Source organism: Anaerolineales bacterium (assembly GCA_003105035.1).
Classification (GTDB): Bacteria; Chloroflexota; Anaerolineae; order Anaerolineales; family UBA4823; genus FEB-25.
This window is the reverse complement of sequence record PQAL01000037.1, coordinates 160,535-183,164: the sequence shown is the minus strand read 5'-3', so window position 1 is coordinate 183,164 and position 22,630 is coordinate 160,535. Positions and strand designations below refer to the sequence as shown.

The window sequence follows — 22,630 nt, the reverse complement described above, 5'->3', positions numbered from 1 at the left end:
AATCGTTTACCGGGCTGTACTGCCCCCGTCCACCAGCAGCGCCGTGCCAGTCACAAAACTTGAATCATCCGAAGCCAAGAACAGAACCGCTTTGGCGATCTCGAGCGTATCAGCCACCCGCCCCATGGGCAGGTCGCTCTTCCTGGCTTCCTGCTCACTAACCGCTCCTGACGCCCTGTAGTAGCCTTCATTCATCCATCGCTCCACGAATGTATCGCCCGGGCATACGGCATTGATGCGGATGTTCTCGCTCGCATGGTCGATGGCCATGGCGCGCGTCATTTGCACCACAGCTCCCTTGGAGGTGCAATACGCCACCACCGCTGGCGCTCCGATAAAAGCCCAATCCGAGGCGTTGTTGATGATCACTCCCCCGCCTTGCTGGCGCATGATCGGGATCACCAGCTTTGACATCCGCCAGACGGCGGTCACATTGAGCAGGAGGGTATCCTCCCAATCCTTGTCACTGGTTGTTTCAGCTGTACCGCTGACCACAATTCCGGCGTTATTGAATAAGATGTCGATTCGCCCGAATTTTTCCATGGTGGCTTGCACCGCCTGCTGGCAGCCTTGCATTTGTCGGTGGTCAGCCTGGATAAAGAAGGCCCCGGTCTGCTCGGCTACCCGCTCACCCAGCTCTTTCCGCCGTCCGGTAAAGGCCACTTTTGCCCCCTCGTTGCAGAATAATTCGACTGTAGTTTTACCGATCCCCGAGGTTCCCCCGGTGACCAGGGCAATCTTATTCTCGAGCCTCATGCTGCCCCTTAACGGATGGATGAAGGATTTTTAAAGACGTGCGACCAGCCTGCCCCTCCACAGATCTTGCACCTGTCCTGATATTCACCCGCCATCTGCGTGCCGGTGCCTGAACAATGCGGGCATTGCCGGGAAGGTTGGGCTACCAGCACACTGCCCTGACCATTACACACCAGGCATACATCTCCATATTGCCCGAATTTTCCAGTGCCGTTGCACCAGGCGCAGGTTTCAGGGGCATATTGCATTACCGGCATAACCATCTCAACATCCTCCACGATCAGGCTATAAATATCCGAAGTGATTATACCCGAGGTTGATAAACATCGCTTCTTGGTGTATGATTAGTGCCTTGCGCAAGGATAGAATAAATACACTTTGAATAAATTAATATGAAAATTAATAATATTCAAAAATATCTATTGACAATTAAATATTTATATGTATAATTTGAATATACTTGTGTAAGTATCGTTTTTGAGGTAACTACCATGAATGCCAATCCTGCTCTCGAAAAACAAGAACGCTGGGCGCCTCGTTTCTTCACCATTTGGACGGGCCAGGCGTTTTCCCTGTTTGGCAGCCAGCTGGTTTCCTTTGCTGTCATCTGGTGGCTCACTCAGACGACTGGCTCAGCCACCATTCTCGCGACTGCCTCCCTGGTTGGCCTGATCCCCCAGGTCGTCCTCGGTCCCTTTACGGGTACCCTTGTGGATAGGTGGAATCGCCGCCTGATCATGATCCTGGCCGATAGTTTAATTGCGTTGGCCACGGTTGGCCTTGCTGTGCTCTTTGCGCTTGGTCATGTACAGATCTGGCAGGTCTACATCCTGCTATTTATCCGCTCAGTGTGTGGTGGTTTTCACTGGCCTGCCATGCAGGCTTCCACCACCCTCATGGTGCCCAAGGAGCATCTCACCCGCATCCAGGGCCTTAACCAGATGCTGCAAGGGGGAATGAGCATTGCCTCTGCCCCCCTGGGAGCGTTGCTCCTGGCAGTGCTGCCCATGCAGGGTATCCTTGCCATTGATGTATTCACCGCCATGCTGGCAGTCATTCCTCTGTTGTTTTTCCAAATCCCTCAACCAGAACGTAATGATTTAGCGCCTGAGGCCAATGGGAGATCCAGCTACTGGCAGGATTTTAAGGCAGGTTTCCGATATGTCTGGGGCTGGCCTGGACTGATGTTGATCGGAGTCATGGCCACTGTGATCAATTTCCTGCTTACTCCAGCTTTTTCGCTGCTCCCGATACTGGTCACCAAGCACTACCACGGGCAAGCCATCCAGCTAGCCAGCCTCGAATCCTTTATGGGCATCGGTTTCATCGTTGGTGGTTTGCTGCTCAGCGCCTGGGGCGGTTTCAAGCGTCGAATAATGACCTGTATGTTGGGTCTACTGGGCACCGGAGTGGGCTGCCTGGTCATGGGTTTGTTACCTTCCACTGCCTTCACCCTGGCGGTTGCCACCATGTTCTTCTTGGGTTTCGTTAACCCGATCGTCAATGGTCCGCTGATGGCTGCCGTGCAAGCTGCCGTCGCTCCCGAAATGCAAGGCAGGGTGTTCACCCTGATCAGCACCATGGCGGCTGCCATGTCTCCCCTTGGATTGATGATTGCCGGTCCCATCTCAGATAAACTGGGTGTGCAAACCTGGTTTATTATTGGCGGGGTAGTCACTACCGTCATGGGCATCGGCAGCCTGTTTGTTCCCGCGATCATGCACTTCGAGGACGGTAGAAATGGCACTTCACTTGCACCAGCTAACGAATTTGGTGCGACCGATCTCCTTGAAGCTGTTGAGCATGAAAGCCGGTTGACCAGCCGCACATCAATCAATGTCGATTACACTTGATCCCTGTATGGCTTATAACAAGCGATCAGGCTCTTCCAATCTGGAAGAGCCTGATCGTTTCTAGCGCTCGCTAGTCTTCGTCTCTGTGGTCAATCTGTTGTCCTACCACAATCCTCGGATGACGAGCAACAAGCCCAGGACGATGAGGGGGACGCCGATGATCCCTCCTACCACGGTGATGGTTAGCAGGATGCCCAGAATCATGATCACTGCCCCCAGGATGACTGCCAGCAGTCTGCCGGTCAAACCAACTATCCAAGCAATAAAATTCCACAGCCAGATAAATGGCCGCAGCAGGCAGGGGCTTTTCTTTGGGTCAATCATAAGTGTCTCCTTCTTCACTATGATCTACGCAAGCCGCATCTCCTGGTTGCGGATTTGTGTCCTTAATTACCCCTAATCTTTTGTTTACGAAAATCAACTGGGGATTGGGTAAAATTATCTTACTCGTTGCTCAAGGAGACAAGGAATGCAAAAGATCGATCCCTCAGAGATTACTCCCAAACGCCTTTACCTCTCACGGCGCCAGTTTATCGGAGGTACTGGCCTCACCCTGGCAAGCGCCCTGGCATTGGCGGCCTGTGGAGGCAATCTGCCTGTCACCGCTGAACCCACGGTTAACTATTCTGGGCCTACGACTGACGAGCTGGGAGCGTCGCTTACCTCCTATGAAGATATCGCCCATTACAATAACTATTATGAATTCTCCACCGATAAATTAGCGGTAGCAGATCTGGTCTCCACCTTCCCTATCTCCCCATGGAGCATCGAGGTAACCGGCCTGGTCAACAATCCCAAAACCTATACCATCGATGACCTGCAGAAGTTTTCCCCAGAAGAGAGGGTTTATCGCTTACGCTGTGTGGAAGCCTGGTCGATGGTTATCCCCTGGATTGGCTTTCCGTTGCATCGCTTGCTGGAGGATGTCCAGCCCACTTCTAAAGCAGCATTTGTGAAATTCACTTCCATCTACGATCCCAAGGATATGCCACTCCAGGGTAGCAATTTCCTGCCCTGGCCTTACACGGAGGGGTTACGGATGGATGAAGCCATGCATGACCTGACCTTGATGGTCACGGGGATGTACGGTGGATCCTTGCCCAAGCAGGATGGTGCGCCTTTGCGCCTGGTGGTCCCCTGGAAATATGGCTTCAAGAGCATCAAAGCCATCGTCAAGATCGAGCTGGTTGATTCCCAACCGACCACACTGTGGAACCTGGCTGACTCCACGGAATATGGTTTTTATGCCAATGTGAATCCCAATGTTGACCATCCCCGCTGGTCACAGGCCACGGAGCGCCGGATTGGCGAGGTAGGCCGGATAAATACCTTGATGTTCAATGGCTACGAAGACCAGGTGGCAAACCTTTATTCAGGGATGGACTTAAAGATAAATTATTGAACTTCAAGAACAGGTTTTTCGATCACTGGTTTCCTTTGCTCGTGCATGTCGCCTGCCTGCTGCCTATCCCCTGGCTACTTGTTGACGCTGCACAGGGTAATTTAACCGCCGATCCCATTCGCGCGGCCATCCTGCGCACCGGTAAGATCGCCTTGGTCTTGCTGGTGTTAAGCCTGGCTTGTACGCCCTTGAACACCATCTTTGGCTTCTCCCCCGCCCTGCGGGTCCGCCGGACCTTGGGAGATTATGCCTTCCTCTACGTTTGTCTCCATTTTGCCATTTTCGTCAGCCTGGATTACGGTTTCGATTTTCAGCTGATTGTTCACGAACTAACCCGGCCTTACGCCTTTGTCGGTTTAATCGCCGGTTTGTTCTTGATTCCCCTGGCTATTACCTCCTTCCCGCCCTGGCCAAAACGGATGGGTAAAAACTGGAAACGCCTGCATAGCCTGGTATACGGCATCGACATACTGGCGGCTTTGCATTATCTATGGGTGGTCAAGCAGGGTGTGGTTGAACCTTATATCTGGATGATCGTGATCATCTTCTTGCTGGTCCTGCGCTTGCCTCCCATCCGCCATGCCTTAAGTGGTTTTTTCGTCCATCAAGACTGATCGAACCGCTGCATTTCAAAACCGCGTTCATTAACCCTCCAGTTGAATTCCGATATATAATTTAATAATGCACCCACCCGCATTTACTGACGATTCCAGCTCAATTGAAGCCCGAGAACTTGAGCAGCATATTCAAGAGGGTATTACTGCCGTAAAGAATGGCAACCTGTCGTTGGCCAGGAGTTTACTCGAGCAGGCTGCTCTGATTAACTCTACTGACCCGCGCATCTGGATCTGGCTGTCAGCGACCACACAAGACCTGCAGGAGCGGCGGACTTACCTGGAACGGGCGGTGGCTGCCGATCCATCCAATGCCACCGCCAAGCGCGGTTTGATGCTGGTTAACCAGACGTTGGATGAGAGCCAGCTGATGCCTGAAGGGGCTTCCTATTCCCCACAGGAAGAACCTGCCGCTCAAGAAGCTGTCATCAAGACCTACCTGTGTCCAAACTGTGGTGCTTCAATTACCTTTGATATCCAGGAAACCACCCTGGTATGCCAGTTCTGTGGGTTTACCGGCAAGGTGGACCAGCATGTGATCGACGAGAGTTCCGACCAGGTGCTGGACATGACCCTACCAACTGGCCGTGCCCACCGTTGGGCTGAGAACCAGTCGCGCATCACCTGCGAGCAGTGTGGGGCGATTATCATCCTTCCACCTGGCCAGACTACCGATAGCTGCCCTTACTGTGCTTCGAACCGCTTTGTGGCTTCGCAATCCTTGATGGAGCTGGTGGATCCCCAGGTGATCGGTTTATTTAAGATGGATGCTCAGGCGGCTGGGAACAGTGTTAAGGCCTGGCTTGGGAAGGGTTTTTTTGCCCCGGATGATCTTGCCACCCAACACGCGGGCATGCAGCTTCACCCGGCTTACTATCCCTTCTGGATTTTTGATGGCACGCTTGAGGTGCCCTGGTTTTATGATGCGAATGAGGGTACCAGCAAGCTGCCCAAATGGGAAACCCGGAGTGGCTCCAAATTCGAGATGTTCAAGAATGTCCTTGTGCCTGGGTTACGTAAGCTATCTTCTGTTGATATCGCTGCGATACAGCCATTTAACCTGGATGAAATGGTGGAATTTTCACCCGATTTTCTCCCTGGTTGGGTAGCTCTCACATACGATCATCCCCTGGCGGATGCTTCACTTCAGGCACGCGAAATTGTGATCAAAAAGGTTAAACGCACCCTGGCCAGTGAAGTAGACCCGCAGCAAGCCAAGCGGAATTTCTCCACCGGGGCGGGCAAATGGAGTGGGCTTACCTACAAGCTAGCCCTATTACCCCTCTTCATCGGCAATTATGCCTATCAAGGCAAACGCTATCGTTTGTATGTCAATGGTCAAACCGGTAAAGTCAGTGGTGCCAAGCCCCAGGATATGGTGAAGATGGTCCTGCTGATGGCCACAGGATTGGTCCTGCTGATCGTTATCCTGGCTTTTCTTTTCCTTCTATTTCGATAATAATCACCGAGCACTTCCCTATCCATGGCCATTCCATCTGTCCTCCGCAACCCTCAGCTCGATGGCTCAGCGTTTTATTGGCAGGCCGGTTCCACTGGGGTGCTGCTTTGCCACGGCCTCACCGCCACTACCGCCGAAGTACGCCTGCTGGCAGGCTCCCTTCATACCCAGGGCTATTCTGTGGCCGGTCCGCTGTTGCCAGGCCATGGAACTACCCCACAGGACTGCAATCGTTACTCCTGGCAGGATTGGTACGCGGCTCTCGATGAAGCCTACCTGCAGCTCGCTGACAAATGTCAGAGAGTGGTCATCGGGGGCGAATCTGCTGGAGCTTTGCTGGTTTTACACCTGGCGGTGAATCATCCTGAAGTCGCGGCTGTTTTGTGCTATGCCCCTGCCCTGTGCCTTAAACTGAGCCCGCTTAAGGTCTTCCTGCTTACCCTGTGCGCTCCGTTCATCACATCGATTCCCAAACCGCCTGCCATGGATGATAACCCATGGCAGGGCTATGCCGTCCAGCCCTTGAAAGCCGCCGTTCAGCTCAGGCACCTGCAAAAGGTCGTTCATACCGAGCTGGCTGCTATCACCCAGCCGATCTTGATCATGCAAGGCAGGCTTGACCCAACGGTCGCTGCTCAATCCCCACAGCTCATCTACGCCCAGGTCAGCTCGCCAGTCAAACAGCTGCACTGGCTCGAGCATTCTACTCACTGCGTCATCCTGGACCGTGAGCGCGACCTGGCTGCCAGCCTGACCATCTATTTTCTGCAGCGTGTGCTGAGCTGACGCTTTTATGGTGTATTTCACCCATCACTTTTTCCAAAGGTGCCAGATATGACCCAAATATTCCGCTGGTATGACTACATCACCTTCAACGTTTTCTTTTTTGGCATACAGATTATCTGGCAGACCATGGGGTTGATCACTCCGCTGCTCGTTGAACAATTTGTGGGTGAAGCGCAGAAAGGAACATACCTGGGTCGCTTGCGTCTGGCCAGCCTGATGGTGGCATTACTGGCCCAGGCATTGATGGGGTTGCTGTCAGACCGGAGTATCCTTCCTTGGGGCAAGCGCCGTCCCTTCATCGCAGCAGGGAGTGTGATGAGCAGCATATTTCTCATCCTTGTCGGGTTCACTGCTGGGTTGCAAGGCATCTCCGGTTTTTGGGTGTTATTCGTAGTCGTCATTATGTTGCAGCTTTCTTCCAACACCGCTCAGGCAGGTGAGCAGGGCATCATTCCAGATCTGGTGCCGGAGGATAAACGCGGCCGCTTCTCGGGGGTAAAAGCTCTCTTTGAGATACCACTACCATTAATCGTGGTCGCCCTTGTGATTGGTAAGCTGGTCAGTCATGAGCAGTATTGGGCTGCGCTCGCCATCGTCCTGGCCTCTCTGATCATCACCATGTTACTGACCATGCTGGTACACGAGAATCCTCTAAAACAGACTCTCACTGCCATCGAATGGTCACCTTTTCTCCGTTTGTTGGGGATGACCCTGGTATTCGCCCTGATTATCGTTGGTTGTGGGTATGCCGTCAATCTGGTCAGCCAGCTGATCAGCGACATCACGTCTCCGGCGCAGATTTTCACCATCATGGGTATCGTTGGGCTGGGAGGCATGTTGGTGGCTGTCGCCTTGGGGGTATGGCTCAGCGTGCGCATCAGCCTGGGGGAATCAGCCCAGCGCAATCCCTCATTTACCTGGTGGGTGGTCAATAGGTTGGCTTTCCTGGTGGGCATTGTCAATTTATCCACGTTTGCAGTGTATTTTCTCCAGGGTCGTTTGGGTTACGAGCATGCAGCTGCGGCTGGCCCTGCCAGTAAGCTGCTCCTGTTCGTAGGTCTGTTTATCCTGCTCTCCACTCTCCCAGCCGGTTGGCTGACGGACCGCTTCGGTGAGAAACGCATGGTAGCGGTCGCCGGCTTGGTCGCTGTGGCTGGCACTTTAATAGCCCTAAGCATTCCCAGTTTGCCTGCCATCTATGTGGGTGGTTGCCTGATTGGCATTGGGGCGGGTTTCTTTTACTCAGCTAATTGGGCATTGGGGACGCTCCTGGTGCCCCGAGAAGAAGCCGGGCGGTACCTGGGCATCTCCAACCTGGCCGGGGCCGGAGCCGGGGCCGTGGGTGCCTACATTGGTGGCCCGATCGCCGACTTTGTCACGGCTCAGGTGCCTCACCTGGCCGGGTTCGGTTATGTGCTGCTCTTCACCATCTATGGGTTGTTGTTCCTGTTCTCAGTCCTGGCCCTTACCCAGGTGAAAGCCAGCCGCTGATCAAATTCCCCCTGTCAGGCTGGTAATCTGCTCTAGCATGCTGCAAAGCTGTGGCCCCAGGTGGCGCAGCTCTTCGCGGTGTATATTCGTCAGGCTGGTTAATACGCCAACCCCTTTATCGCTCAGCCTAATGAACACCTGACGTCGGTCTTCCTGGTTTTGAACCCTTTTCACCAGACCTTGATCTTCCAATCGATCCACCAGCCCAACCGCGCTATGGTGTCGGATTTGCAGCCTCTCCGCCAGCTCGCTAATGGTAACCTGTTCACGACCAGGATAGCCGATGATGAACAGCATTGCCTGGTGTTGTTGCAGCGTCAGCCCGGCTGACCGAGCAGCACTCTCGCTGAAACGCAAAAAAAAGCGCAGTGCGTAGCGAAACTCAGCCAGGGTCTGGTAGTCTTCCTTTGAAAAAGTTGAAAAATCTGTCATATGAAGGCGCCTGTATTAATATTTTATATAAAATGTCGAGCGTAGAGCTCTTGAGATTGACTTACATCGTAATGCGATATATAATCGATTTTATCATATTATTGCAAGAAGAATAATATGAGTGAAGGCAAGTAAATGTACCCATGGGAGGAATAAATGGCAGCCTACAAATACTTGATTATCGGTGCAGGCATGACGGCTGATGCAGCCGTACGGGGAATTCGCGAGCTGGACAAGGATGGCACGATTGCCATCATCGGTAGTGACTCCAATCCACCATATAATCGCCCGCCCCTCACCAAAGCTCTATGGAAAGGTAAATCGTTGGACAGTATCTGGCGTAGGACCGAGCAGTTCACCGTCGACTTGCATCTGGGACGGACAGTGCAGTCCATCGACCCACAGGCGAAGACAGTTCGCGATGACCGTGGGGACGAATACAGCTACGAAAAACTACTCCTTGCCACTGGCGGCACTCCTCGCAAACTGCCTTTCGGTGATGAAGGCATCATCTATTATCGCAGTCTTGAAGATTACCAAAAACTGCGTGAGCTATCCAGCCAGAAAGAGCATTTCGGAGTAGTCGGCGGTGGGTTCATCGGCTCGGAGATTGCGGCAGCCTTGGCGATGAATGGTAAAAAGGTGACCATGCTATTTCCTGAAGCCGGTATTGGCGGTCGCATCTATCCGGCCCTACTGGCTGATTATCTCAATTCCTATTTTCGAGCCAAAGGTGTAGAAGTACTGACTCAAACCAAGTTGGTCAATGTGCAGAAGCAGGATGGTGGCTACCAGCTCTTCACGGATGACGGCCGGCAGCTCCAGGTGGACGCCCTGGTTGCCGGAATTGGCATTCAACCCAATATCGAGCTGGCCCAGGCAGCCGGTTTGCAGGTTGCTAATGGTATCGTGGTAAATGACACATTGCAAACCAGCCAGCCTGATATCTTCGCTGCTGGAGATGTGGCCGAATTTGCCAATCCCACCCTGGGGAAGCGCCTGCGCATTGAGCATGAAGATAATGCCAACACGATGGGTAAGCAGGTTGGGCGTAACATGGTCGGTGCTGCAGAGCCTTACCATCACCTGTCCTTTTTCTATTCGGACCTGTTTGAGCTGGGTTACGAAGCCGTCGGTGAGCTTGACTCTCGCTTCGAGACCTTCGTGGATTGGAAGGAAGAGTACAAGAAAGGTGTCGTTTACTACCTTGACCATGGCTGGGTGCGCGGTGTGCTTCTGTGGAATGTATGGGATTCAATCCCCAAGGCGCGGGACCTGATTGCCGAGCCGGGGCCGTTCACGACTGCCAGCCTCCGAGGCCGCATCTAGGCAGGAGAGTGTCTCATGGCAATGGTCAATGAGCTGGCCTCGTTTGTCGTGCACGCTACCTATGATCAGCTCTCCGAAGCTGCCAGGGCTCAGGCGAAGGTCCGTGTGCTCGACTCGCTCGGGTGCGCCATTGCCGCCCTGGATGCTGGTGTGATTAATACCCTCGCCCTCCAGAACGCCGAGTTTGGGGGCAACCCACTCTGCACCCAGATCGGTGGCGAGGGCACTGCCCCCGACCGGGCTGCGTTTTACAACAGCGCCCTGGTGCGTTACCTTGATTTCAACGATAGCTTTCTGGCCCGGGGCGAGACCTGCCATCCCAGTGATAACCTGGCTGCGGTGCTGGCTGCCTGTGAATACGCAGGTGGTTCAGGCCGTGACCTGCTCACTGCCCTGGCGGTTGCCTATCAGGTGCATTGTCGCCTGAGCGAAGTCGCCCCAGTGCGTGCCCGTGGATTCGACCACACGACTCAAGGCGCTTATGCCCTGGCTGCCGGGGTCGCCCGTGCCCTCAACCTGGATGAAGCCAAAACGGCGAATGCGATCGCCATCGCTGGTACGGCGAATAATGCCTTGCGCGTCACCCGCACCGGGCTACTCTCCAATTGGAAAGGCCTGGCTTATCCCAATACAGCCATGGCCGCCGTCCACGCCGCCTTCCTGGCCATGCGGGGTATCACCGGCCCCGGGGAGGTCTTTGAAGGCAACAAGGGTTTCATGGATGCTATTGCGGGTCATTTCTCATTGGATTGGCCGAGGGAGAACCTGGAAAAGATCACCGAGACCATCGTTAAACGGTATAACGCTGAGATTCATTCCCAGGCTACGGTGGAAGGCGTGCTTGAGCTCAAACACGAGCATCAGCTCAATCCACATAGCATACAGGCGATCGATATCGAGACCTTTGAGGTTGCCTACAATATCATCGGCGGTGGTGAAGAAGGAGAGAAGTACACCGTGCGCACCAAGGAAGAGGCCGACCACAGCCTGCCGTATATCGTAGCAGTCGCCTTGCTGGATGACCAGGTGCTACCGGACCAGTATCGTCCCGCTCGTATCCAGAAGGAGGATGTGCAATCCTTGTTACGCAAGGTGGTGATCTGCCCCCGCTCCGATTTTAGCCAGCGTTTTCCTCACGAAATGCCCTGCCGCATCACCATCACTCTGCAGGATGGTATCCAATTGATCAATGAGAAGCGTGATTACGAGGGCTTTCTCACCCGCCCCATGCATTGGCACACAGCGGTGAATAAATTTGAGGGATTAACCCATTCGCGTATCTCCTCAATAATGCAAAAAATGCTTGAAGAAGCTGTATTAAATTTGGAAACCCTTAAAATTCGTGATTTCATGCAGCTGCTTGGGGGAGATCACTTAAAGAGATAGGAAGTAAATATGGATAAATCAGATAAAAGTCCCATCGATAAGCGTGCGTTCCCTTTCCTGCGCATTAATGAACGCCAGCCTAAGCCTCGCCGCCAGGGAATCACAGAGATCCGTGGGCCATATTACACTCCCATGGGCAAACGCTACCTGGAGGATATCCTGGAGACCATGGGCGAATACGTGGATGTGTTGAAATTTGCCGGGGGTTCTTTCAGCCTCATGCCGCGTCCAGCCGTTAAGGAGCTTTTGGACCTGTGCCATCGCTACGACGTGCTGGTTTCAACGGGAGGCTTCATCGAGCACGTTCTCACCTTAGGTCCTCAAGCGGTCGACCAGTATATCCAGGAGTGTAAGAATCTCGGTTTTGATATCATTGAGATTTCTTCCGGTTTCATCACGATACCCACCGACGATTGGCTGCGTCTGGTGGACAAGGTGCAGAAGGCTGGCTTGAAAGCCAAGCCAGAGGTGGGCATCCAATTCGGTGCAGGTGGAGCCACAGCCGCCGCCGAGCTGGCAGCGGAAGGCACCCGTGATCCGGGTTGGGCCATCCAGCAAGCTAGGCGCTTCGTAGATGCCGGTGCATATATGATCATGATCGAGTCGGAAGGCATCACTGAGAATGTCACCACCTGGCGGACTGATGTAGTGGCCGAGATCATCAATGCCATCGGTCTCGAGAAGCCCATGTTTGAGGCTGCCGACCCAGAAGTGTTTGCCTGGTATATTAAGAATTACGGTGCTGATGTCAACCTGTTTGTTGATCACAGTCAGATCGTCCAGCTGGAAACTCTGCGGGCTGGCATTTGGGGCACCAAGAGCCTGTGGGGGCGGGTGCTGACCTACAAAGGCTGAACCCGATATAATCGTTATGGAGGCAGTCAGGTGGTTGATAATTGTTCATTGCACCTGCATGCACTCTAGAAAGAAGGCGGAATATGCTGCTTGATGGAAAACTGATCCTGATCACTGGCGCCGCCAAACGGGTGGGACGCGAGCTGGCGCTCACCGCTGCCCGTAATGGGGGTGACCTGGTCATTCACTACCAGCATTCTAAGGCCCAGGCTGAAAGCCTGCTTGACGAAATCACGGCAATAGGACAGAAAGCCCACCTGCTCCAGGCCGACCTGAATGATCCGACCCAGGTGAGAGATCTGGTCCGGCGGACCCAAGAATTTGGGACCCTGTATGGTTTGGTTAACAATGCGGCTATTTTCGGCAGCTTGAATTGGCAGACTACCCATCTGGAAGAATGGAATCATCACCTGATGGTCAACCTCACCGCCCCCTTCCTGCTCAGTCAGGCCTTTGCCGAGCAGCTGTACCCGGATGGCTGGGGGCGTATCGTCAATCTCCTGGATTGGCGCGCCTTACGCCCTACAGCGGACCACCTGCCTTATACGATCAGCAAGGCTGCCCTGGCGGCTCTTACCCAGGCGCTGGCGGTATCGCTTGCACCGCGCATCAGCGTCAATGGCCTGGCCTTGGGTGCGGTGTTACCCCCCAGTGAAGGCGAAGCACCGTCCAATATCCTTAAAAACGTCCCCGCTGGCAGGTGGGCTGATTTAGCTGAAGTGGGTCAGGCCCTGGTCTTTCTCTTAGCCGGTCCTGCTTACGTCACGGGCGAGATCATCCACCTTGACGGCGGTCGCCATCTGGTGTAGCCTAGAGATATGATGATTCTTAAGCATCAAGCTTGCCTTCTGCTTGGCTCGAATATTGAGCCTGAAATTAACATTCCCCGGGCAGTCTCCTTGCTTCAGGCAAAGCTGACCATAGTGCGGGTTTCATCTGTTTATGAAACACCCTCAGCAGACTGCTGTTATCCAAATTATCTCAATATGGCAGTGCTGGTATCCACCGAATTGGATCGGCAAAACCTGCGAGATCGGATCCTGCGTCCTTTGGAAGCAAGCATGGGCCGGGTACGCTCGGATGACAAGAATGCCTCGCGCACAATTGATTTGGATATCATTCTGTTTGATGGACAGGTCATCGATTCTGAAATCTGGCAGCAGGTTCACGTTGCCGTGCCAGTATCCGAGCTTCTCCCGAGCTGCCGGGACCAAACTGGCCGGATATTAAAAAATGTCGCGCATACGCTGGCCCGGACTATGACTATCCAACCACGTCCGGATGTAACCATCCCCCTGCCCTCAAACACTCACTAGTCCACCTTACGCTTTCCCACATTTGGCACAAAGCGAGGTATCCGCAGCATATACTCATGGTATGCGGGAAGTCGTATTACCAGGTCGTATTCTTCCAGGCGCGACTGGATCAGCACCCACCCAAATCCAAGCAGGCAGGCTATGAGGACGGTCGTTTTTGGAATATATAAAAATAGGCCAGCAAGCTCGAGCATTAACCCGCTGTACAGCGGATGTCGAATATAGGCGTAGATCCCACTGCTCACCAGTGTGTCCTTGGTGGAGGGCGCAAAGGCACGCCCGGCGATTGACGCCAGCCCGATGATAATGCTAGCTGCGCCCGCAAGCATCAATAAGCCAGCCAATACGGAAATGAACCACAGGGGGGTATATATCAGACTTGAGGCTGCATTTTCCGCCATGGCATAGCCGATTGCCCACATCGGTATTCCCAGTACATCCCGAAGGATGATGCAAGCAACCCGCCCATTCCGCTCCCCCAGGCGTTGGCTGAGATAGCAGGTAAATGCGCTGAGGGAGTTAAATATGAAACCAATCAGCAGGGGCATCAGGAATATGTACATCAATTTCCAGCCCTGGTTTAGTTTGAGTATAATCCACCGGTTTGTTCCATCCAGTCCGCAATATTTTCGACTACCCTGGTCACATCATCATCTGAGATATCCACCTTCAGCGTTTGCAGCCTGGAGGCATTAATAAACCCTTGCATCACCTCCTGCTCCTTGACGAAAATCTGCAGGTCATCATATTGCGATGGCTTCCCCGACACTTTGATCCTCTGCTCCCGCGCCTGGGCGAATGAACCAGCTGAGCGTGTACAGAAGATTAGCCTGAAATCCAGCTCTTTCAGGGTCTGCTCCAGCCAGACAAAATCATAGCTTTTCGCCCGCTGGATAAATTGGTATGTCTGGGTTGAGATGTGAAAGCGGTCGACGATCCATGAGTAATATCGTAATTGTTGGAAGAGCTTCACCCACGTGTGGTAGGTATCCATTGCCAGGGCTTCTTCCTGTGGGTCGAAATTGATCAGGCCGCGCCCCCAGGGAAAGTTAGTGAAGCCGCACCATTCCGCTGACACCAGCGGAGAATGGTAGCGATATTTGCGCGGTCCAACAATGCGCGGGTGTTCATTCAAGGCGAAGGCGATGTCAGTCTTGTGGGTTAGCCGTGTGCCTTCCAGGATGATCTTGGGGGTTAATTTCATCTATTTCTCCTCCAGCCAGATCTCAGCGCTGCAACAGGGCGAAACACTCAGCTGATGTACCCCGGCTGCAAGGTACTCTCCAAAAGGCTCATCCACCGTGAATTGCCCACCGGGTGGCAGTAAATCTTCGAACTTGCCAATCGAAACGAGCAGGCTAGCCTGAGTGCGGTTGATCACCATGAGCTTTTGGTCAGGCCGTGCTTTGCTGCAGCGCGGGTCAGGGATATCCGGGTTGAGAGTGATGACCACGGCTTGGCCATCGGGGCTCGCACAGATCCCGGCTGCAGGCTGCTGTGCATAGGGTGTCGCCAGCAGGGCGGGCGTCTGGGTGGGGTCAGACACCGGGTTGAGGGTGGCGCCTGGGGTGCCTGTCCGTGCTGCACAGGCCGAAACAATTATCGCCAGAGAAAACAATAAAAAAATTGATTTTCCTTTATGCAGTTTCATTATTTTTCTTGAAATAAGTGTAGGGGTCAAAACGCGAATGGGCCTCAATCAAGCTTCGAATATACTCCCAGGGAGCCTCCTCATAGCTATAGATTGGCATATATCTCTTGGCCTTTTCTTTACCTCTCAGCATGCCCTCCGGGTCATCCAGGAACGCCCCGTGGATGAAAGCCAGGCGGATGTGATCGCCGAAGATGCCAATCTGGCAAATCCCCGCACTCACCGGGCCTCCCCGTTCTTTGTGATAATAACTGAAGCCGCGGCTGTGCTGTTTTTCGGTGGCACCGGGTGCCACGCTAGCAACAATATTCCTGATCTCCAGCACAATATCGCGTAATTCAGGAGGAATTTGCAGCAGATATTGTTCGATATAGCGTTCAGGGAACATCTTGCGCCATCCTGTAAAGCGCCTCTAGTGTATTCCAGTTCCGAGTGGTCACCGGCACACCCAATTTTCGCTCGAAAAAGCTGTTTGATAATTTTGTCTTACCGTAGCCATTCGGGCAAAACAGGAACACCTCCATCTTGCCGGGTGCGTATTCGTCCTGGCTGCCCTGGGGTACTGACAGCCTGCTCCACGCAGAACTTTCAACCGGTTGGTATAGGAACGATATATGTAGCTTACTTGCCTCTTCCATGCGTTTGGTCAGGAAAGGATTACTGTTCAATATACGCTGTAGGTCACCCGCTGTCCGGATGAACACCCGGGTGGAAAATCCACACGCTCTGGTAATAGCTACTTCGATCTTATCCTTGAGTAGTGCGCAGTTTTCCTCATCGGTAGAAAATGCGACATTCCCGCTTTGCACATACGTACGGATGAGAGAAAACCCAAGATCCTGGTAAATCTTGCGCAGCGCTTCCATCCCCAGTCTTTTTTGCCCCCCCACATTGATACCCTGCAGCAAGGAGATAAACACGGTCATTTTATACGTTTGGCTGTCCCTTGAAGGTAGGTAAAGTATTCACCCGCCTTCCCGGGTGGTGCCATCTCAAATTTGGCTTCCAGCGTATCCTCACCCGTATTGCTGTAAGTGAACCTGAACTGGGGTGCGTAGGGAACCGCATCGCTCTCAAGCACAATATTCTTCTTATCAGGCGAGATTCCTACTTCGTAGTGGATGACATGCTCTTCATTATCAAAATAGATCGCCCGTTTCGCCCCGGTAAATTCGGTGTACACGATCAGCAAATCATCATGGCTGAAGCCCTCACGCTCAGCTGTGGCGGGGAAAACCGTGCGACTGCGCCTCACCAGGATGTTTTGGTCCAGCTCAAAACTGAAGCTGAATGTTCCCTGCCCCTGCTCCGGGTGGACTGCATGCCCACCTTCCCACTCACCCAGCAGATAATTCCATCCATCCCAATTGATCAACATGTTCCTCCATGATTATTGATTGACCATATCATCTACTGTTACGGGCTCACCGACATCTTTGCGGTACACCAACACCTGATTTACAACTTCAAATCCGATGCCCTGGTAGAGATGAAAGGCTGCCGAGCGGAAGTCATCCGTCTCAACATAGATATTCCCTGCGCCGTATTGCCGCAAGCGCTTGAGCGTCTCGCACAGCACCTGCCGCCCGAGCCCGAACTTTCTATAGTCGGCATGGCATCCCAGTGGTTCAATCTGCCCCACCAGGTTTCCTTGCCTATCTGTCCCAAGCCAGCCGATGCAGAAAGCCACCAGCTTTCCGTCAGGTGCGACGGCCACCATGTCCAGCTCGGGCTTATGAACTGGTTGCTGCAGTGTGCGCCCGCGCCAGTCACTGGTCATATTTTTGGTCTCGAATACGGCCTGGTGCAGCTCAACGTAGGCATCCACTTCTCCAGGTCCCCCCAGGGGTCGGAAAGTGAAACCTTCAGCAAGATGATAGGTTGGAATCTGCTTTATCCGTTCGAGTTCCATCCACACCGATGACCAGGCATCTTTGGGAAGGTAAGCTTGGCATACATACCCGGCTTGCTCAAGTGCCTGCCTGCGCTCGCCTTGCTGTGGGAAGGCGTTCATGAACCAGCATGGATGGCCATAATCCGTGTTCAATAGGTTTGTAGAGCGTTTATTTACCCACTCAAGGATCTGCCTGTAGCCGCTTCTGAAGCTGTCTGGCCGGATCACACAGTCCACTGTCCAGAATGGAGATTGCATCACAGCCCAAGCCGCCAGCTGCCCACGCCCATCCACCCACAGCCCGATGTTCTCCGTTTCATCCAGCGCCCATGAGCTCAGCCGGTAAGGCAGGTCAATGAAATGGATATTTTCGGCCTGGGTAGCAACCGCCAGTTCGATCATCCTTTGTTTATCACCTTCACCCTGATATTTCTGTTGAGTGATCATACCTTATCATCAGTACGGATTTCGACCATTGTTCTCAATGAAATTTGCCTCGATGTTGTTGTTGGTCTTTCCAAGGTTACTACTGGATGCGTCGCTGGTATGGCTTATATCTTCTGCTTGCCTGACGATCGCTTTTGATAGACCTTTGTTGATCCATTGGTGGAAAGGGTAGAGGCAGTACCAGTAGATCAACCCGCCGATGCCATGAGGCTCAAAAAAAGACGTAAGGATGAGCAGGGATCCTCCGTCCTTATATGCTTGAGCTTCAAACTGCATCCAGGCTGGGCCTGGTGCTTTCATCTCGAACTTCAGCCTGATCAAGTAGCCAGGTTCGACCTTCTCCACACTCCACCCTTCCAGTATATCACCAGGATGCAACTCGTCCGGGTTAGTCCGGCTAGCTGGCCGGCTCATGCCGCCTGCCAGCTTATCCACCCAGCCGCGCAGCTTCCACAGCCAGTTGGCATAATACCATCCATGCCGGCCGCCAATTCCTGCGAAAGCTGTAAACAGCATTTCCGGTCTGGCTGAGCTGGTGGTTCGTCGCTGCTCGATGAACATACCTTCAATATCCAGGTGGGTTACGCCGGGCTCAAGCCCCGGATGATTTCCACGCCAGTAATGTTCCACCTCTCCAGAACCGGTGCGTTGCAGCGCCTGCCTCAGGCTGAAAGCATACCTGGTAAGGTTTATCTTGAAATCCTCTTGTGCGCTCGGGTCGCGCACGATCACCTCGCTGCCAAGCCCATCTAGCAGCGGTTCGGCATATGCGATAGGGATGGGTGTAAATAAATGCATGATCCGCGCAGCATGTTTTGGTGAAAGCCCAGGTATACGCACCATTTTTCGTTTCAACTTACGGATTACGGCATATTCCCTGAGCATCTCTTGATAACTGAGGATATCTGGTCCGCCGATTTCGTATAACTTATTGATCGAGTGAGGTGCTAAGAGGCAGGCTGTCAGGTATTCCAGTACATTTTCCACACCGATTGGCTGGCAGTAGGTCTGTATGCTGGGGGGTGCGAGGATCAATGGGATCCGCTCCATCAGGTAGCGAATTATTTCAAAGGAGGCACTGCCTGTCCCAATGATCACTGCCGAACGGAATTCGGTAACTGGCACGCCCGAAGCCCGTAAAATCTCACCCACGCGCTGCCTGGATGCCAGATGGGATGTCAGGTCGTGTTCGCATACCCCCAGACCTCCCAGGTAGATGATGCGTTGTACGCCTGCCTGGCGGGCACTCCTGCTGAAATTTTCGGCTGCCTTTATATCCTGCTCGATATACCCCTTCACCCCGTCTGCCATCGAGTGGATCAGGTAATAGGCCACTTCAATACCCTGCATGACCTTCGACAGGCTGGGCAGGTCAAGCACATCAGCCTGGTGAATCTCAACACCCTGCCACTGGTACCTTTCCAGGCATATTGGCTGCCTGGCCATGCAACTCACCGCATGGCCTGCCGCCACCAGGCGTGGGATCAGCTTGCTGCCAATATTTCCCGTTGCACCGCTTACTAAGACTTTCATCGCCAAATCATCTGCGCACTGCTCCAAACCTGCTCCTGCTCTGGACATCATCGAAAATTATTCCACAAATAACACAAGAATTGTCCAATTATCTCACACATATAATTATGTTTCCAGTGTGATTTTTTTGTTGGTTGGGTTGTGTGATTTCAACAAAGCCCAGACCTTTTCTACCGGTCATCCCAACTCCTAATTTATTACAAATCCAGAACCGCCAACACTTTTTACGGTTATAATCTCCCTGATTTATCCAAACCATGACCATTAAAGAGTAGCCATGACTGAAACACTCGATTTCCAATCCATCATCCTCACCCTGCAGCATTTCTGGGCAGAGCGAGGTTGCCTCATCTGGCAGCCCTACTACCAGCAGGTAGGCGCTGGCACGCTCAACCCAGCTACGGCCCTGCGTGTGCTTGGGCCTGAACCCTGGAATGTGGCTTATGTGGAGCCATCCATCCGCCCGGATGATGGTCGCTATGGTGAGAACCCCAACCGCATGCAGATGCACTACCAGTTCCAGGTGATCCTCAAGCCCGACCCGGGCAACGCCCAGGAGCTGTATATTGCCTCCCTGGCTGCCCTCGGTATCGACCCACTTCTACATGATCTGCGTTTCGTGGAAGATAACTGGGAAAGCCCTGCCCTGGGTGCCTGGGGATTGGGCTGGGAAGTCTGGCTGGATGGTCAGGAGATCACCCAGTTCACCTATTTCCAGCAGGCCGGAGGAGCGCTGTGTGACCCAGTTTCTGTCGAGATCACTTATGGGCTTGACCGCATCGCCATCGCTCTGCAGCGTGTGGATGGCTTTACCCACATCCGCTGGAATGACCGGTTCACCAGCGGAGACGTAAACCTGCAAGCTGAGCAGGAACAGAGCACGTACTATTTCGAGGTGGCCGATGTTGGCCGCTTGAAAGCTATGTATGACCTTTACGAGCAGGAGGCCAGAGCCTGCCTGGATATGAACCTGGTCCTGCCTGCGCATGATTACGTCTTGAAATGCTCGCACACCTTTAACGTGCTCGATTCGCGTGGTGCTATCGGAATCACAGAGCGCCAGGCTTACTTTGGACGGATGCGCGACCTTTCAAGGCGCGTGGCTGAAGCCTACCTTGCCCAGCGGCAGCACCTGGAATATCCTTTCCTGGATGAAGACCAGATTGCAGAGCAAGCTCAGGCTGAAAGAATTTCCTTATCAGCGACGACCTCCCTTTCGGCCCCCGCCGACCTGTTGTTTGAGATCGGCACCGAGGAGCTCCCCGCTGGTGACCTGGATTCGGCTATCGAACAGCTGAACAAGCGCCTTCCCCTCCTGCTGGATGAGCTGCGCCTTGCTCATGGGGATGTACATGTCTCGGGAACACCGCGCCGCCTGGTGATGCATGTAATGGCTGTCTCCCCCCGCCAGCCCGATCTGGAACAACTCGTCAAAGGCCCACCGGCCGACCGGGCCTTCGACTCGTTCGGAGCCCCTACCAAGGCAGCCGAAGGCTTCGCCCGCAGCAAAGGTGTCAGCCTGCACGACCTGCAGGTCGTAGACCTGGACGGTGGGCGTTATGTAGCTGCCACGGTCCGTCAGGCAGGCCGACCGGCAGCTGAAGTACTGGGTGAAGCTTTGCCGGGGTTGATCGCCTCCCTGCGCTTTGATAAATCGATGCGCTGGAACCGGACCAATGTATATTTCTCGCGCCCCATCCGCTGGCTGCTGGCTTTGCTTGGTGAGCTGGTAATCCCCTTTGAGTTCGCTGGATTGAGATCATCAAACCGCACGCGCGGCTTGCGCACGATATCACCGGCTGAATTCCCCGTGGAGAACGCCATCGATTATTTCAGGCGGCTTAAAGAGCAAGGCATCATCCTTGAAAAGGCTGATCGAACCGTTCTGATCCAAACACAGCTAGATGGGTTGGTCAGTGAAATCCATGGGCGCAGCATACCCGATCAGGCGTTGCTGGGGGAGATTGCCAACCTGGTTGAAGCCCCCACTGCCGTGCTTGGCTCGTTCGATGCGGCTGCCTTGAACCTGCCACGCGAAGTGCTCATCTCGGTGATGAAGAAACATCAACGCTATTTTCCGGTGTTTTCAATCCAGCCGCCCACCTCCGGGCGTACATCTATTCCTTCAGAGCTCCTGCTTCCTGCCGATGAAAGTGAGCTGCTACCTTACTTTATCACCGTGGCCAATCATCCTTCACGAGGCATACATCCCATCCCTGGCACTGAGCTGATCATCGAAGGAAACCAGCATGTCATTCGCGCTCGCTTCGCCGATGCAGATTTCTTCGTGCGCGATGACCGGAAACACAAGCTGGCTGATTTCCTGCCCAGGTTGGGTACGCTCACCTTCCAGGCCAAGCTAGGTTCAATGCTCGATAAAACCCACCGCATCACCGCCCTGGCAGATCAACTGGCACCTATGCTCAGTCTTAACCCTGCAGAGGCGGAGATTGCTCACCGGGCGGCAGAGCTGTGCAAAGCTGACCTGGCGACCAAGATGGTCATCGAGATGACTTCCTTGCAAGGTATCCTGGGACGTTATTACGCCCTCTCTTCCGGCGAAAGTGAAGCGGTTGCTGAAGCCATCTATGAGCACTACCTGCCACGCTTCGCCGGAGATCAGCCACCCAAAACCTGCCCAGGGCTGGTCGTTGGTACTGCTGACCGCCTGGATACGCTGGTGGGGTTGTTTGCCGCCGGGATGGCCCCCACCGGTGCCCGTGATCCATTCGCCCAGCGTCGGGCTGCTTTGGGTTTAGTGCAGGCCCTCATCGCTCAGAATGCCAGTCTCGACCTGTGCATGGGTCTGGGGTTCGCCGCTGGGCAATTGCCGATTGCCATTGAGCCGGACACGTTGGTTGCCTGCCAGGTGTTTATCATCGAACGCCTGCGCAACTTGCTACTCGAGAGTGGCTACCACTACGATGTCGTTGAAGCAGTAGTGTCTGCCCAGGGGTATAACCCGGCCCGTACCTATCTGTCGGTCACCCAGCTATCCAGCTGGGTCATCCGCCCCGATTGGCATGACATCCTCCCAGCCTATGCCCGTTGCGTGCGCATCACCCGCGATATTGGCGAGACCTTCAATCTGGACCCGCAGGCATTTGCCGAAAAGGCTGAAGAAAGCCTGTATGCTGCCCTGCAGCAGGCTGAAAAAGCTGTCCACCTGTCGCGCATCCACACTGTCAATAGTTTCCTGACGGCTTTCCTGCCGATGATCCCAGAGGTCAATCGCTTCTTCGATGAAGTGCTGGTGATGACTGAGGACGCCCTCCTGCGCCAGAATCGCCTGGCATTGCTGCAACGCATCGTCGCCCTTGGAAGCAGCGTGGCGGATATGTCAAAGTTGGAAGGCTTTTAAAGAAAAACACAAAGGACAGAAAGGACACAAAGGATTTTTTAGGACTTCACAAGGGCTATCTTGCC

At 53.7% G+C, this 22,630-nt stretch carries 24 protein-coding genes; 12 read left to right on the top strand and 12 right to left on the bottom strand.

All coding sequences use genetic code 11. The features are described from left to right. Positions 1–6: 6 nt before the first annotated feature. Positions 7–756 (bottom strand): short-chain dehydrogenase, encoded by a 750-nt coding sequence (locus C3F13_16745; protein ID PWB50599.1) that lies wholly within the window; start codon positions 754–756, stop codon positions 7–9. Positions 757–764: 8 nt separating this feature from the next. After that, positions 765–1,019 carry a transcriptional regulator gene (locus tag C3F13_16740; protein ID PWB50598.1) on the bottom strand — a complete coding sequence of 85 codons (255 nt, stop codon included), beginning with the start codon at positions 1,017–1,019 and terminating at the stop codon, positions 765–767. A gap of 228 nt (positions 1,020–1,247) precedes the next feature. Between C3F13_16740 and C3F13_16735 the strand changes: the two genes are divergently transcribed. Continuing rightward, positions 1,248–2,609 (top strand): MFS transporter, encoded by a 1,362-nt coding sequence (locus C3F13_16735; protein ID PWB50597.1) that lies wholly within the window; start codon positions 1,248–1,250, stop codon positions 2,607–2,609. A gap of 102 nt (positions 2,610–2,711) precedes the next feature. Here the strand turns inward: C3F13_16735 and C3F13_16730 are convergent, their stop codons facing one another. Then, positions 2,712–2,933: a hypothetical protein gene (locus C3F13_16730; protein PWB50596.1), complete on the bottom strand. Its 222-nt coding sequence runs from the start codon at positions 2,931–2,933 to the stop codon at positions 2,712–2,714. Positions 2,934–3,078: 145 nt separating this feature from the next. Here C3F13_16730 and C3F13_16725 point away from each other — a divergent pair, with 145 nt between their 5' ends. From C3F13_16725 to C3F13_16705, 5 genes are all read left to right on the top strand, one after another. Continuing rightward, positions 3,079–4,011, top strand: coding sequence for a protein-methionine-sulfoxide reductase catalytic subunit MsrP (locus C3F13_16725; GenBank protein PWB50595.1), 933 nt, complete (start codon positions 3,079–3,081; stop codon positions 4,009–4,011). After that, positions 4,008–4,625, top strand: coding sequence for a sulfoxide reductase heme-binding subunit YedZ (locus C3F13_16720; protein PWB50594.1), 618 nt, complete (start codon positions 4,008–4,010; stop codon positions 4,623–4,625). Before C3F13_16725 ends, C3F13_16720 begins: the two co-directional genes overlap by 4 nt. Before the next feature lie 67 nt (positions 4,626–4,692). After that, on the top strand, positions 4,693–6,084 hold the full coding sequence (locus C3F13_16715) for a hypothetical protein (GenBank protein PWB50593.1): 1,392 nt from the start codon (positions 4,693–4,695) through the stop codon (positions 6,082–6,084). A 24-nt stretch (positions 6,085–6,108) separates the two neighbouring features. Then, positions 6,109–6,870, top strand: a complete 762-nt coding sequence (locus C3F13_16710; protein PWB50592.1) for a hypothetical protein — start codon at positions 6,109–6,111, stop codon at positions 6,868–6,870. 48 nt (positions 6,871–6,918) lie between these two features. Beyond that, positions 6,919–8,361 carry a hypothetical protein gene (locus C3F13_16705; GenBank protein PWB50591.1) on the top strand — a complete coding sequence of 481 codons (1,443 nt, stop codon included), beginning with the start codon at positions 6,919–6,921 and terminating at the stop codon, positions 8,359–8,361. On the opposite strand, the gene C3F13_16700 is transcribed toward C3F13_16705, so the two are convergent. Further along, positions 8,362–8,793 carry a MarR family transcriptional regulator gene (locus C3F13_16700; protein ID PWB50590.1) on the bottom strand — a complete coding sequence of 144 codons (432 nt, stop codon included), beginning with the start codon at positions 8,791–8,793 and terminating at the stop codon, positions 8,362–8,364. It lies immediately after the preceding gene. A gap of 156 nt (positions 8,794–8,949) precedes the next feature. Here C3F13_16700 and C3F13_16695 point away from each other — a divergent pair, with 156 nt between their 5' ends. The 5 genes from C3F13_16695 to folK all read left to right on the top strand — a co-directional run bounded on the left by C3F13_16695 (position 8,950) and on the right by folK (position 13,679). Next, a complete protein-coding gene (locus C3F13_16695) occupies positions 8,950–10,122 on the top strand; it encodes a pyridine nucleotide-disulfide oxidoreductase (GenBank protein PWB50589.1) in 1,173 nt (390 codons plus the stop codon). Between the two features lie 15 nt (positions 10,123–10,137). After that, entirely contained in the window at positions 10,138–11,508 is a 1,371-nt protein-coding gene (locus C3F13_16690; GenBank protein ID PWB50588.1) for a 2-methylcitrate dehydratase, read from the top strand. Positions 11,509–11,541: 33 nt separating this feature from the next. Next, entirely contained in the window at positions 11,542–12,363 is an 822-nt protein-coding gene (locus C3F13_16685) for a phosphosulfolactate synthase (GenBank protein PWB50620.1), read from the top strand. Positions 12,364–12,446: 83 nt separating this feature from the next. Next, positions 12,447–13,172 carry a short-chain dehydrogenase gene (locus C3F13_16680; protein PWB50587.1) on the top strand — a complete coding sequence of 242 codons (726 nt, stop codon included), beginning with the start codon at positions 12,447–12,449 and terminating at the stop codon, positions 13,170–13,172. A gap of 9 nt (positions 13,173–13,181) precedes the next feature. Then, the gene (gene folK / locus C3F13_16675; protein PWB50586.1) at positions 13,182–13,679 is read left to right on the top strand and encodes a 2-amino-4-hydroxy-6-hydroxymethyldihydropteridine diphosphokinase; all 498 of its coding nucleotides are present in this window, start codon (positions 13,182–13,184) and stop codon (positions 13,677–13,679) included. Here folK and C3F13_16670 read toward each other — a convergent pair. From C3F13_16670 to C3F13_16635, 8 genes are read right to left on the bottom strand one after another with little or no spacing between them, the layout of a single operon-like run. Beyond that, positions 13,676–14,242, bottom strand: a complete 567-nt coding sequence (locus tag C3F13_16670) for a hypothetical protein (GenBank protein ID PWB50585.1) — start codon at positions 14,240–14,242, stop codon at positions 13,676–13,678. The genes folK and C3F13_16670 overlap by 4 nt on opposite strands. 17 nt (positions 14,243–14,259) lie before the next feature. Continuing rightward, positions 14,260–14,883: a hypothetical protein gene (locus C3F13_16665; GenBank protein ID PWB50584.1), complete on the bottom strand. Its 624-nt coding sequence runs from the start codon at positions 14,881–14,883 to the stop codon at positions 14,260–14,262. Next, positions 14,884–15,330, bottom strand: a complete 447-nt coding sequence (locus tag C3F13_16660) for a hypothetical protein (protein ID PWB50583.1) — start codon at positions 15,328–15,330, stop codon at positions 14,884–14,886. Further along, a complete protein-coding gene (locus tag C3F13_16655) occupies positions 15,317–15,718 on the bottom strand; it encodes a hypothetical protein (GenBank protein PWB50582.1) in 402 nt (133 codons plus the stop codon). The genes C3F13_16660 and C3F13_16655 overlap by 14 nt, the downstream gene beginning before the upstream one ends. Beyond that, the gene (locus tag C3F13_16650) at positions 15,708–16,256 is read right to left on the bottom strand and encodes a hypothetical protein (GenBank protein ID PWB50581.1); all 549 of its coding nucleotides are present in this window, start codon (positions 16,254–16,256) and stop codon (positions 15,708–15,710) included. The genes C3F13_16655 and C3F13_16650 overlap by 11 nt, the downstream gene beginning before the upstream one ends. Continuing rightward, complete coding sequence (locus C3F13_16645) at positions 16,253–16,708, bottom strand: hypothetical protein (GenBank protein ID PWB50580.1); 456 nt, start codon at positions 16,706–16,708, stop codon at positions 16,253–16,255. The genes C3F13_16650 and C3F13_16645 overlap by 4 nt, the downstream gene beginning before the upstream one ends. 12 nt (positions 16,709–16,720) lie before the next feature. Next, positions 16,721–17,671, bottom strand: coding sequence for a hypothetical protein (locus C3F13_16640; GenBank protein ID PWB50579.1), 951 nt, complete (start codon positions 17,669–17,671; stop codon positions 16,721–16,723). Between the two features lie 9 nt (positions 17,672–17,680). Beyond that, positions 17,681–19,255, bottom strand: a complete 1,575-nt coding sequence (locus C3F13_16635; protein ID PWB50578.1) for a DUF2867 domain-containing protein — start codon at positions 19,253–19,255, stop codon at positions 17,681–17,683. Between the two features lie 226 nt (positions 19,256–19,481). On the opposite strand from C3F13_16635, the gene C3F13_16630 reads away from it, so the two are divergent. After that, positions 19,482–22,565, top strand: coding sequence for a glycine--tRNA ligase subunit alpha/beta (locus tag C3F13_16630; protein PWB50577.1), 3,084 nt, complete (start codon positions 19,482–19,484; stop codon positions 22,563–22,565). Positions 22,566–22,630: the final 65 nt, after the last annotated feature.